Annotated in this window: 12 protein-coding genes; 3 read left to right on the forward strand and 9 right to left on the reverse strand. The window is 48.5% G+C overall.

All coding sequences use genetic code 11. From position 1 onward, the window contains the following. Positions 1 to 24: 24 nt before the first annotated feature. The 3 genes from deoD to L6442_RS19850 form a co-directional block, all read right to left on the reverse strand. Complete coding sequence (deoD, locus tag L6442_RS19840; protein WP_212976777.1) at positions 25 to 732, reverse strand: purine-nucleoside phosphorylase; 708 nt, start codon at positions 730 to 732, stop codon at positions 25 to 27. 12 nt (positions 733 to 744) lie between these two features. Then, positions 745 to 1,398 carry a nicotinamide riboside transporter PnuC gene (pnuC, locus tag L6442_RS19845; RefSeq protein WP_212976778.1) on the reverse strand — a complete coding sequence of 218 codons (654 nt, stop codon included), beginning with the start codon at positions 1,396 to 1,398 and terminating at the stop codon, positions 745 to 747. Between the two features lie 325 nt (positions 1,399 to 1,723). After that, on the reverse strand, positions 1,724 to 3,250 hold the full coding sequence (locus tag L6442_RS19850) for an MDR family MFS transporter (protein WP_212976779.1): 1,527 nt from the start codon (positions 3,248 to 3,250) through the stop codon (positions 1,724 to 1,726). Between the two features lie 173 nt (positions 3,251 to 3,423). Here L6442_RS19850 and L6442_RS19855 point away from each other — a divergent pair, with 173 nt between their 5' ends. Then, on the forward strand, positions 3,424 to 3,870 hold the full coding sequence (locus L6442_RS19855; RefSeq protein WP_212976876.1) for a MarR family winged helix-turn-helix transcriptional regulator: 447 nt from the start codon (positions 3,424 to 3,426) through the stop codon (positions 3,868 to 3,870). A gap of 208 nt (positions 3,871 to 4,078) precedes the next feature. Here the strand turns inward: L6442_RS19855 and L6442_RS19860 are convergent, their stop codons facing one another. The 3 genes from L6442_RS19860 to L6442_RS19870 form a co-directional block, all read right to left on the reverse strand. Beyond that, positions 4,079 to 4,678, reverse strand: coding sequence for a nitroreductase family protein (locus L6442_RS19860; protein WP_212976780.1), 600 nt, complete (start codon positions 4,676 to 4,678; stop codon positions 4,079 to 4,081). 258 nt (positions 4,679 to 4,936) lie between these two features. Then, complete coding sequence (murB, locus tag L6442_RS19865; protein ID WP_212976781.1) at positions 4,937 to 5,956, reverse strand: UDP-N-acetylmuramate dehydrogenase; 1,020 nt, start codon at positions 5,954 to 5,956, stop codon at positions 4,937 to 4,939. 327 nt (positions 5,957 to 6,283) lie between these two features. Next, the gene (locus L6442_RS19870; RefSeq protein WP_212976782.1) at positions 6,284 to 6,676 is read right to left on the reverse strand and encodes a nuclear transport factor 2 family protein; all 393 of its coding nucleotides are present in this window, start codon (positions 6,674 to 6,676) and stop codon (positions 6,284 to 6,286) included. Positions 6,677 to 6,897: 221 nt separating this feature from the next. Here L6442_RS19870 and L6442_RS19875 point away from each other — a divergent pair, with 221 nt between their 5' ends. Both L6442_RS19875 and L6442_RS19880 read left to right on the forward strand, forming a co-directional pair. Continuing rightward, positions 6,898 to 7,602: a futalosine hydrolase gene (locus L6442_RS19875; protein WP_212976783.1), complete on the forward strand. Its 705-nt coding sequence runs from the start codon at positions 6,898 to 6,900 to the stop codon at positions 7,600 to 7,602. Beyond that, positions 7,599 to 8,447: a 1,4-dihydroxy-6-naphtoate synthase gene (locus L6442_RS19880; protein WP_212976784.1), complete on the forward strand. Its 849-nt coding sequence runs from the start codon at positions 7,599 to 7,601 to the stop codon at positions 8,445 to 8,447. The genes L6442_RS19875 and L6442_RS19880 overlap by 4 nt, the downstream gene beginning before the upstream one ends. A 478-nt stretch (positions 8,448 to 8,925) precedes the next feature. Here the strand turns inward: L6442_RS19880 and L6442_RS19885 are convergent, their stop codons facing one another. The 3 genes from L6442_RS19885 to L6442_RS19895 all read right to left on the reverse strand — a co-directional run bounded on the left by L6442_RS19885 (position 8,926) and on the right by L6442_RS19895 (position 12,629). Further along, positions 8,926 to 10,329, reverse strand: a complete 1,404-nt coding sequence (locus tag L6442_RS19885; protein WP_212976785.1) for an NAD-dependent malic enzyme — start codon at positions 10,327 to 10,329, stop codon at positions 8,926 to 8,928. 141 nt (positions 10,330 to 10,470) lie between these two features. Continuing rightward, complete coding sequence (locus tag L6442_RS19890; protein ID WP_194231190.1) at positions 10,471 to 10,974, reverse strand: hypothetical protein; 504 nt, start codon at positions 10,972 to 10,974, stop codon at positions 10,471 to 10,473. Between the two features lie 311 nt (positions 10,975 to 11,285). Further along, positions 11,286 to 12,629 carry a serine hydrolase domain-containing protein gene (locus tag L6442_RS19895; protein ID WP_212976786.1) on the reverse strand — a complete coding sequence of 448 codons (1,344 nt, stop codon included), beginning with the start codon at positions 12,627 to 12,629 and terminating at the stop codon, positions 11,286 to 11,288. Between the last annotated feature and the right edge of the window lie 113 nt (positions 12,630 to 12,742).

Genomic DNA, 12,742 nt, shown 5'->3' on the forward strand with positions numbered 1-12,742 from the left:
ACGCTTCTTGATATTTTGATCCATCTATAACAGCAGTGCTGTTTCTAACGCCAGTTCAATCATATCGTTCAATTTCGTTTCACGCTCTTCAGGGGTAATCGTCTCTCCTGTCAACATCTGATCCGTTACGGTCAGGATAGATAATGCCTTTGCGCCATAACGCGCTGCGACCATATATAAAGCTGCAGTCTCATTGTCACAAGCCAGTACCTGATGCTTCGCAAGCACATGCTGCATTTCTTCATCGCTGTCATAGAAATGGTCATCCGTACAAACTAGCCCTGCACTTATAGGTTTGCCCTGCTTGACTCCTAGCTCGTAAACGGTCTTCAACAATTCGAAATCAGCTAGCGGTGCATAGGAATACTGGCGGAAAATATGTGAGAACAGATTGGAATTTGTGCAAGCGCCCATAGCGAGCACGATATCCATTTTTTTTACGTCGGGGTGCAACGAACCGCTGGACCCTACGCGCATGACATATTTCGCTCCATATTCATTAACCAGCTCCGTCGCATAGATGGACATGGAAGGCATCCCCATTCCCGTGCCTTGCACAGAGATGCGCTTTCCCTTATACATGCCCGTATATCCCCATATATTGCGAACTTGGTTATAACAAAAGGCATCTTCCAAATACGTCTCAGCGATATACTTAGCGCGTCGCGGATCACCTGGCAACAATACGATTTCAGCAATATCTCCTGGTTTGGCTTCTATATGAAAACTCATGTGTCTTCCTCCTTATTCCGTAACCGTTTGTTTATTCATTGCAGTCTTGTAATCGCGGTTCCATTCAAATAAACCATCAAAGCAGATAAACATGTTAATCAGCGTCAACAAGATCATGACATATAGACCGGACATGAAGTACACAATTAACATGATGCCGTTCATAAGAATCCACAAATGCCAGTTCTCCAAAATCTTTTTACTTAAGAAGTACTGTGCTACAAGTCCAATTACGGCGATAAATGCATCCAGATAAGGATTGCTCGCGTCCGTAAACCGGATTTGTACAAGGGACCATATGGCGGTAGTCGCAATAATGACAATCGACCAGATTAAACTACTTTTTAATGTTAAGCGAGCAATCGGTGAATGGTCTTCTTCACCTTTCGTTTTGTTCCAATAGTACCAGCCATAAATGTTAAACCACAGCTGAAGCAAAGCGAGAATCGTCATCGCATATAGGCCCGTCGTAAAGTAAATATACATAAAACAAGCCACGGCAATAGCTCCAAACAGGAAATTAATGACCTTCTGACGTGCGATCAGCCACACATTAATGACGCCCATAACAGATGCGAAGATCTCAATGTAGGAAGAATCAAGATAGAGACCCGCAATAATACAAATTACACTGGCGATAATGACAAACAATGGATGTTTGACCATGAGAGGCAGCACTCCTTTTTTTAATTACTATAGTAATCTTTATGTTGGCTTGAGCTAAAACGATTTCAATATATTGATAAGGCTTACATTATGAATTGTTAGCGTTTTAGCCTCCGCATTTCATACATTAAGTATAGGGCAGAAACCTGCTGTCAATATAGGACACATGTCCGGTTTTGAGCTTAATTTCCCCTATTCGAAAATGTTTTTAAGCTTTAAGCAGGACAAATGTCTAAGTTGATCTTTTACCGTATAGATGGCGCCCATGCTGGGCGTACAACAGAAAAACGCCCGAATTATCGGGCGCTCTTTCGCGATGGCCGGCTTAAGCTTGCGGCTGATTTTGCTTTTTGGCAGACTGCACTCTCGAATTCCCCATCAAGAACACAAAGATAACTGCAATCGCAATCGGAATAAGCGCAATCAGGAAAATCTGGGTTATCGAATGGGACATCGCATCAATAATTTTGCTGAGGATGGCTTCCGGAATTTTCACGCGCACGCTGGGCTCAAAGATCTGTTTGGGGTCGCCCAAGTTAGACATCGCGGAATTCGCATGGCCGCCCATTTCTTTGAAGCTTTCCGCCAGTTTATTCGTAAACAGATTGTTCTGGATCGTGCCGAAAATCGTAATCCCCATGGTCATCCCGAGCGATCGCAGAAACTGGTTGGTCGAGTTGGCCGTTCCGCGGAAACGCGGTTCAAGATTGTGCTGGGATGCCGTTGGCAGCAGCGAAAATGAAAAACCCATGCCAAAGCCGACAAGAATCATAAAGATCGTTAGCAAGTAACGGGCAGAATCCGGATTCAAAGTGCTAAGCAGGAACATGCCCGCGAAGTAGCAGATCACCGACACGATCATCAGATTGCGATAGCTTGTCTTCGACAAGGAAATGCCGCCGATCGAACTTCCCGCCACGGAGCCGAGCATCATCGGCGTCAGAATCAATCCCGCATTGGTTGCCGAACCGCCGTACACCGCCTGAACGAAAATCGGAATATAAACGGTCAAAATAATAAACGTACCGCCATACAGGAAAGCCAAAATTTGCGATGACGCAAACAGGCGGCGTTTGAACAGGAAAAAGGGCAGAATCGGCTCCTTGGCCTTCAGCTCCACAAAAAAGAACACAATAAAAAAGATGGCAAAGCTAACGAACAAAGAAATAATCGGCGCCGAATTCCAGGCATACTGCTTCCCGCCAAGCTCCAGTGCGAACATCAGGCTGATCACGGCGATCACAAGCGTGGAAGCCCCCCACCAGTCGATTTTTTGCTTGGTATGAACCGGAGATTCCTTGTAATTTTTCATAATCAACGCAAAAGAAATGATGCCAAGCGGCACATTGATGTAAAACACCCATTCCCAGCCGAAATAGTCGGTGATGTATGCTCCAAGCAATGGGCCGACCACGCTGGCCGCACCAAAGACGGCTCCGAGAAGTCCCGTCATTTTGCCCCGCTTCTCCGGAGGAAAGATATCGAAAATAATCGTAAACGCGATCGGCATAAGCGCGCCCCCGCCAATCCCCTGAATCGCCCGGTAAATGCTAAGCTGTTCAATGGATTGTGCCAGCCCGCATAGCGCAGACCCGATCAAGAATACCGTTAAACCGAATATAAAAAATCTTTTTCTGCCGTACATATCGGATAATTTGCCGAAAATCGGCATGCCGGCCATCGTAGTAACCATATAAGCGGATGTGACCCACACGAATTTGTCCATTCCTCCAAGTTTGGATACAATAGTCCCCATCGCTGTGGCAACGATCGTGTTATCGATGGCGGACATAAAAATGGCAAGCAATAAGCCTGCCACAACAAATTTTATGTTGCTTTTTGCAGTCTCCATGTTAAACCCCTTTACAAAGTGATCATGATTTCGATAAAATGAACCTGTTTGGATTATCTCGTCAATCTAATATCTTGATCATCGAGATATTGTAATTTTAAGAGGAGGTTCGTCATTTGTCAAGCCATGATCGGGATTCGACAAGCAATCCGCATGAATGCCTCGCATCTCTCATGCGGGGGTTGGTGACCCGCGCGGCGTTATATCAGCAGCATGCCGCCGCTTCCCTCGGTTTATACTACAATGATATGAAATCCGTAGATATATTACGTGAAAGAGGACCGATTACTGCCGGCGAATTGTCCAAGATCACCGGCCTTGCCACCGGGAGCGTGACCGCATTAATCGACCGGCTTGAAAAAGCCGGCTATGTCCGCAGGGAACATGACCCCAATGACCGGCGTCGAGTGATTCTTGTGCCCGTTGATAAACATACACATGAAGTTGGGCAAACCTGCCGCCCTCTGATGAACGCCATTTCGGAGCTGGCCTCGGACTATTCAGCCGATGAACTCGAGCTGATTACACAGTATATCCGCAAAGCAAGCTCCATTCTGGAAAAAGAGATCCACAGCTTTAGCATCGCCCGCTGCAATCCCCCGCAGGAGCCTCGCTCTTAGAACGTTGAAATAACCCCACAAAGTGACGTGTAGCCTTTGAAGCTTATTCCGATTACTTTGCGGGGACCCCGGAAGTTTATACTTTCATAAGTGGTGCCGCGAAACGGCATGATTGTCTGATATGTTGAAAGGGACGTCCTCTTCAGGATTCAATGAATCCGAAGAGGAGCGTCCCTTTTTTAGATATCAAAAAGTATGAACTTTCGCCTTATTTGAATACTTTAACGCGATCTTCAACCGGCTGGAACTGTTTCTCATTTGCAGGTGCTGCAACTTTGCCAAATGGCATTTGGGCAATCAGCTTCCAGCTTGCAGGCAGATTCCATTCGTTAGCCACTTTTTTGTCAATAAGCGGGTTGTAGTGCTGCAGGCTCGCCCCCAAACCTTCAGCTTCCAGCGCAGTCCATACAACCAGCTGCAGCATACCGGAAGATTGCTGGGACCAGATTGGGAAGTTGTCTTTGTAAGCCGCAAATTGGGATTGAAGCCCTTCGATGACTGCATTGTCTTCGAAGAACAATACTGTACCGTAACCGCTACGGAAAGCGGCCATTTTCTCGGCTGTTGGAGCAAAATTTTCAGCCGGTACGACCTCTCTCAATGTTCCTTCGGTCAGATTCCACAGCTTGTCATGCTGTTCGCCGAGCAGCACAACCACGCGGGCGCTTTGGGAGTTAAAGGAAGATGGCGTATGTTTAACTGCCTCATTTACGATCTCCAGGATTTTTTCGTCGGAAACAGTTACATCCTTGCTGATACCATATATGGAACGTCTACCTTTAATTGCAGAGAAGAATTCTTTTGACATTAGTATAGTTACCTCCGTAAATTTATTTACTTACTTTTTTATTATATATTTCAATCTTCTCACTTGCAATACTTTGGTTAAAATTTTTCTTTAAGCAGATCTGCATAATATTTTCTCAAAGATGCAGCCGCCTTGCTGAAAGCCGAGCAGCTAAGTCCATCACTCATTATCCGTCCGGAAATAGACAAAGGAGCCGTCTCTTCCGTCCTTGGACCGAAAAGGCAGCTCCTTACTTCACTTCAGCTATATTTATATTTGTTATTTCACAATGACCACTTCAGGCTCGGGTTCAAAACCAAAAGCCGTATTGATGCCGTCAATGATTTTATTCATCAAATATTTGATGTCTTCCGCCGTGGCATGGTTATGATTAATAATCATATTTCCATGATGAGGGGAAATCATCGCTCCGCCGTATTCCAGGCCTTTCATGTTCAAGCGGTCCACAAGCGCACCGACAGGTACGCCGTAGTCATAGTTATTTTTAAACACGGAGCCGCAAGACGGGTATGTGAAATGGCACTTGCCATTACGGTAAGCAGCGATATCCGTCATCTCCTGCGGGATGGCAAGCCCCTGCTTCATCAGCTGCGTGGCTTCCCCGTCCATGTAAGTATAAAAGGACGCTAAACCAGACATCCCCTTTTTCGCTTTCCAGCGCGCCAAAAGCTCATTGCCGGGAGCAATCTGCTTTTCGTCCGGAACAGCCAGCATATCCGCACCGAGCACCAGCCAAGGATTCATTTGGAAAATAGACTGCTTATAGCCGTATTTGCACTGAGACACATCCAGGGATTGCACGGCCAGGGACGGATCAGACAGATCAACATAATAAACGGTTTTGATAATATCGCTGATCTGATGCTGATTGTACTTGGCATTCATGTAAATACCGGCTCCGAGCCCCCCTGGAAGAAGGTACGTAAATTCATAGCCGGAAATGCCAAACATAAGTCCGGTGATCGCCAGCATAGACATCGGCGTCCCCGAAGAGATAAACCATTTGGACGGGCTGATATCCCAATAAACAAATTTTTTCAAGGAAATATAGAGGGTGTCTTCCCGCGGATTATCAGGGAACAACAGGTTGGAGCCCATTCCGCATATGAAATAGTCCAGTCCGTGTGTACGGCAGCCCTGCAGGAGAGTCAGCAGCTCCTCCACGGTTTCAGGCATGGCAAAGAAATTCGCCTTCCCCCCAATTTGATAAGAAGAATGATCGGCAAGCGATTCATTGCGCATGCATAAATCTTCAAACATCATCCGGTTATTCAGCATTAGGTTTCCTTCTCGCTTTCAACTTCATTATTCAGGATGGCAACATCCTGCATTTATTAAACGTAGACCTATCTATTCTAATATATCGTTCGGCATAACGCCATGTGTCATTTCATACGAATCTAAAGCATCCAAAAATCAAACCAAAAAGCTTTCAGCTTCTCCGTAAATCTTTCTCCTTGGTTCAATATTCTTCTTTAGTTCAACGTATATAAAACAAAAAAGCAGCGAAGTTTCGCTGCATCCGGATTAAAAAGTTCGAAACATTTACATCTGCAGTATTCATTAGAGTGGGAGCTCCAACAATATAACCATGAATGACAGGCCTTAGGCTTCGGACGCTTCCTTCTTCTCCATGTCTCCACGTCCCCAGTAAGCCTTCATACTGCTGATCAATCCGTCTTCGTTGAACGTCATAACCTCAATAACGTGAAATACGAAACGGGAATTCTCTGCTTGCGTCTCAATATGTATCGCCATTGCACCCGAGTTGCTGTGCGAGCCCCTGATCGGTTCCTGGCGATAAATTCGTGTTCTTCCGTTTACCACTTTGCGATAAAACTCCGTGATGTCCGCTTTTCCCTCAATCGGAGCGGTACCTGCCGGGTCCTCCACTACAGCATCGTCCGCGTAGAGGGACAGAATTCCCTGCAAGTCATCCCGATTGAAGTAATCGATATAGGCTTGCATCGCTGTTTTGATTTCCCGTTCTGTCGGCATATCGCTGCCTCCTTCTGAAATTAAATCAAATATGTTGTGCCCTTACATTATCGTCCGGCTGCAGTTCTTGTGTCAAATAGAGCCCTTTTGGAGCAGCGCCCCGATCGTCCTTGCACTTTACATGACGCTTCGTAAAGGATAAGGTTATATATTGGAGACCTTTTAAATTCTATAATCTAAACTATATAAAACTAAAAAGATTCAAAGAGGAGGATCCGCGTATGAAGTCGGATTTGGATACCGTATTTGGCGGGCAAGATGCCCGCAGCTCCCGTTCAGACGGGCGAATTCTCATCATGACGGCGGTCGAAGCGGAACAGCAGGCCGTCTTGCGCGGAATCGGGGATTCGAATCTGTTCGATGTGCGTCTGGCCGGCTTTGGCCCGGCTTCGGCCGCGGCCCGGACTGCAGCCGAGCTTGCAAAATCCGCATACAGTCTTGTCATCAGCGCAGGCATCGGCGGGGGTTTTGCAGGCAAAGCAGAAGTAGGTTCGACCGTCGTTGCCGACCGGATTATCGCCGCCGATCTGGGTGCGGAAACGCCGGATGGATTCCTCAGCGTGGACGAGCTTGGCTTCGGCAGTTCCGTTATCGTCTCTGAGCCGAATCTGACGCAAACGTTAATCAATGCGATGCTAGCCGCCGGAATTGCCGTTAGCCGCGGTTCTATCCTGACCGTAACGACCGGAACTGGCTCCGCGGAAACGACCGCCGCCTTATCCGCAAGAATCAGCGATGCGGCTGCCGAAGGCATGGAAGGCTTCGGGGTCGCAACCGCGGCGAAGCTTTGGGATCTGCCCGTGCTTGAAATCCGGACGATTTCCAACGTCGTCGGACCAAGGGACCGGGAGGCTTGGCGCATGAAAGAGGCTTTTGCGGCGCTTGAAGCCGCCGGAAACATTTTAAGGAGGGTATTTGCTAAATGAAAATTGCTTTTTCTCCATGTCCCAATGATACTTTCGTCTTCCATGCTTGGGCGCATGGTTTGATTCCCGGTGCGCCAGAGCTGGACGTCACCTATGCCGATATCGACATCACCAATCATCTGGCCGCACAAGAAAACAGCGATTATGATGTTCTCAAAATCTCTTACGCAGCTCTTCCCTGGGTGTTGGACCGGTATGCTCTTCTCCCGTGCGGCGGCGCGCTCGGCCGCGGCTGCGGCCCGCTTGTGCTTGCAGCAGGAGGCGAAGCTGCTCCGAAAGACGCTTCGGATTTATCCGGACGCCGCATTGCGGTTCCAAGCGAACGCTCGACAGCCTATTTGTTGTTCCGGCTGTGGGCCGCCCAGAAAGTTCCGGGCGGTGTAGGCGAGATTGTCGTCATGCCGTTCGATCAAATCATGCCTGCGGTCCGCGATGGACAAATTGACGCCGGACTCGTGATTCACGAAGCCAGATTCACCTACCAGAATTACGGCCTAACGCTGATGGCGGATCTCGGCAGCTGGTGGGAGCAGGATACGGGACTTCCGATCCCGCTTGGCGCCATCATCGCCAAACGGACGCTGGATCCGAAAGCCATATCCGAATGGGCGCGTGCTTCCGTCGAATATGCTTGGGCGCATCCTGAAGCGTCGCGCGAATACGTGCTGAACCATGCACAAGAGATGGATCCCAAAGTGGCCGACGCCCACATCGGACTCTACGTCAACGGCTTCACCGCAAATCTGGGAGAAGACGGTTACGCCGCAATCTCTTCCCTGCTGATCCGGGCAGCCGATGAAGGGCTTGTCCCTCGATTCGACCCCCAAGCTCTAATGCTTCCTTAACCCGAGGAACCAAAAGAAAACGTCCATCGACGTATTTTCTAGGTAGCGGGGGCCGCGTTTACCGCTAATTTTTCTTGCGATATAAATGCTTAGTTCCGCTTAAAACTTATAAATCTAAAATAACCCCACAAAGAGTATCGGAAAGAAGTCCGACGCCTGAAGGGCGCTTTTGCAAAGCAAAAGTACTGAGAGTATCGGAAAGAAGTAAGGGCGACTCTCATAGAGAGGCGCTTTTGCGAAGCAAAAGTACTGAGTGACGTGTAGCCTTTGAAGCTTATTCCGATTACTTTGCGGGGACCCCTTTCATAATATATTTAAATAACCCCACAAAGTGGAGCCTATGCTTCGATGCTTATTCCAAATACTTTGCGGGGACCCCAAAGATCTTATAAAATCTATAATCGCAAAAAAATCCCCCTGCCCTTGATTTATGAGATAAGGACAGGGGGATTTGTATAAGCAGCGGAATCTTGTGCTTTTATCTGAATTCCTTCGGAATTCTCCGGGCTACACCGGTCAGGATGGCAGCTTGTACAACCGCTTTGCGTATTTCCACGACAACTTGCTCGTTAAATATACTTGGAATGATATAAAGTTCATTTAATTCGCCGCCGCTGATAACCGATGCGATGGCGCGCGCGGCAGCCAGCTTCATCGGCTCGTTGATGCAGCGTGCTCTGCAGTCCAGTGCGCCGCGGAATAAACCCGGGAAGACAAGCACGTTGTTAATTTGGTTCGGATAGTCGCTTCTTCCGGTAGCAAACACCCTGGCATGAGGGATCGCCTCTTCAGGCGGTACTTCCGGTACCGGATTGGCCATGGCGAAAACGATCGGGTCCGGTGCCATGCCCCGGATATCTTCCCCATTCAACAAATTCCCGCGGGATACGCCGATAAACACATCCGCACCCTTGATCACGTCTTTGAGCGATCCTTCCACATCCTCAATCTGAGGCTGTTCTGCAAGCCACTGCCACATCGGATAGGGATATGTACCACCTCTAACAATTGCACCGTCCCGGTCTACAGGCACCAGCTTGGTTACGCCTGCGCTGAGCAGCATCTTGCAGATGGACACACCTGCGGCGCCAACGCCATTGACAACGACACGAATGTTTTCGATCCTCTTATTGACCACCTTTAACGCATTCAGCAGACCTGCGATCACGACAACGGCCGTACCGTGCTGATCATCATGGAACACAGGAATGTCCAGTTCCTCCGTCAACCTTCTTTCGATTTCGAAACAGCGCGGAGAACTGATATCCTCCAAGTTGATGCCGCCAAAAATCGGGCTGATCGCCTTGATGGTCCGGATGAGTTCCTCCGTGTCATGCGTGTCCAGACAGATTGGAAATGCATCTACGCCGGCAAGCTGCTTAAACAACATCGCCTTGCCTTCCATTACGGGAGCGGCCGCATAAGGCCCCACATCCCCGAGACCAAGCACAGCCGTTCCGTCGCTGACAACGGCCACCGTATTCCGCTTGATCGTAAGCGAATAGGCTTTATCCGGATTCTCTTGAATAGCCGTACAAACCTTGGCCACTCCAGGAGTATATACGCGGGACAAATCATCCCGGTTTTTAATCGGAACCGTCGGCTGAATTTTGATTTTGCCGCCCAAATGAACGAGGAATGTCCGGTCCGAAACGTTAATCAGCTTGATCCCATCCTGCTGTCTAAGCGATTCGACCACCTTTTCCTCTTCCGTATCCACGACTTCCACTGTAATGTCTCTCACGGAAAAATCCTTGCCAGGTCTGATCACGTCAATGGAGGTGATATCGCCGCCCGATTTGCTGATTGCGGCAGCCACATCCCCAAAGCTGACCTTTTCATGATCAAGTTCAACGCGCAGAATGATACTTGTGTTAGCCATGAAGCTTCCCCCTAAAATGATAATGTTCTGTTGTAACCGATTTCAATACGCACATATCATAACAGCCCTACGGCAGCAATACAAGCGTCTTTCGTATAACAGCTCTTCACGTCAAAACACTTCGCAAGCAGGGAATAAGCCCTACGGCATATTCGCATAAGGAACATTGGCTTCCCGTTTGTTCGTTTCATGAACACCCATGACGACGGCGATCAGTTCATAACTTCCCAGCCTTTCAGTTCCGTTGCGGAGACAGTAGGCTCCGGACTCAAACCATCCATTAATTTTTTCAAAGCGGGCTACAGCAACTCCGCTTTCATCGGCAATAGAGTATTCCTTGGAAAAGGCCGGCGAAAAAATTTCGTAAATTCCTCTCCCTTCCGTCTCATAGATAAACTTTTTGGACATCAAGCTCAATTGATGACGCAGCACTCCGAGCAGGCGGCTTTCCGGGCCTCTGACTTCCCACTTGTTCGACATCATGCGGAACCTCCCGCTGCAGGCCACTGTTCCATCCGCTCCAATCACATCCAGCGACGATCCCAAAGCGCTTTTTAAATCTAGACTGCCTGCAGGCTCATGCCTTTCATTGATGATTTCCGTATAACCTGCGTTAAAGAAGTTATCCCTAAAATATAGATCCAACGTACGGCACCTTCTTTCATAAGATTCATCCTTCTTGCTGGGCTTCCGGAACAAAATAACCCCACAAAGCGTATCGGAAAGAAGTAAGGGCGCCTCTCATAGAGGGGCGCTTTTGCGAAGCAAAAGTACTGAGTGCTGTGTGGCCTTCGAAGCTTATTCCGATTACTTTGCGGGGAGCCCCGTGTCAAAATAACCCCACAAAGTGACGTGCATCCTTCGAAGCTAATTCCGATTACTTTGCGGGGCCCCCCGAACAAGGAAGCCATGGACAAAATGCATCCATGGCTTATGTGAAAGTTGGAATTTTTTAGTCAAGGTTTCGAGGTCAGTTCCTTCATCATAAGGCGCAGTTCTTCTGCTTGCGGTTCCAGCCGCATGGCTAGCTCCAGCACCTTGACCGCATTTTCGCGTTCACCTTTATGAAAAAGGCGCTGAGCAATGTAGCGGAAGCTGAAATCCATATCCGCGGGCACGAAGCCCAGAGCTGCACGGTCCGAAGCAGCGGCGTGTTCATGGATAGCGGCCTCAATTCCTTCGGCTGCCAACACTCCCGCCACATGCATCGTTAGCGAGCGTGGGATTGCCTTCACCTTCTCGCCCAGAAGAACATCCAAAATGGCATTGTTGACGGAATGAAGTCCAAGATAATCCGTGTTGAACATCATGGTAACCGCAATCCCTTTCTCTGGTAGGAGAACCAAATTGGAACGGAAACCGGTATCAGAACCTCCATGGGCTTTGGCTTCAAAACCCCTATACTGACCCATGAACCAGCTAAGCCCGATGTTGCGGAAATAACCGAAATCATCCGCCGGCGCAACTTCCCGCCAGACCTCATTCACGCTGGATTCGCTTAAAATCCGCGCGTCGTTCAGACAGCCCCGATTCAAATAAGCCATCGCATAATTGCAGGATTCGACCGCACTGGTCAGCAGCGTCGAGCTTGGCCCATGTGCGCGGTTATACGGATAAATATCGCTTACCTTCGCTCCGAATGAATGATTCATCCCCATAATATGGGGACTCGCCAATAATCGCTCATCGACCTCCGGCTTAAAAAAGCTGCTTGTCTTCATCCGAAGAGGATCCAGAATATGCTCCTTCATGTACTGTTCGAACGGAATTCCCGACGCCTTGGCGATCAAATCCCCTAAAATTTCAAAGCCGATATTGCTATATTCATATTTTCCGAGATCCGGATCCCACATCAGCTCCCGCCCCGAAATGCTGCGTACGTAACGCTCCAGCGCAGCTTCGTCAAACTGCGGACGATCCCATTCATATTCATCCTCGTCAGGCATGCCGGAGGTATGGCTAAGCAGCTGTCTTACCGTAATATTCCGACAGCGTTCATCGCGCAGGTGAAAATAAGGCAGGTAAGCGGTAATCTTCTCGTCCAGTTGGACCGCTCCCTGCTCAGCGAGCTGCATGACTGCGGTGGCCACATACGTCTTCGCGATGGAAGCCATGTGAAACAGTGTGTGCTCGTCCACTGGTTCCCCTGTATCCGTGTTCTTGCGGCCAAACCCTTTGGCATAGATGGGCTGATGATCATAGACAATCCCAACTGCCAATCCTGCAGCTGCAAGGTCAAGCGAAATATATTCGCTAAGGAGATGGTCCAGTTGTTCTGTAATCTGCTGAATCTCTTTCATTTTCGGTTCCTCCATGGGATCAAGGTATGCTGAACTATTCAATTGTCTGTGCAGTTCAAATCCTTATACCAATGGAAGCACCGCCTTTCGTTAAGCAAATCAAATCCAGTTTA

It is taken from the genome of Paenibacillus azoreducens (genome assembly GCF_021654775.1).
GTDB lineage: Bacteria > Bacillota > Bacilli > Paenibacillales > Paenibacillaceae > Paenibacillus_AQ > Paenibacillus_AQ azoreducens.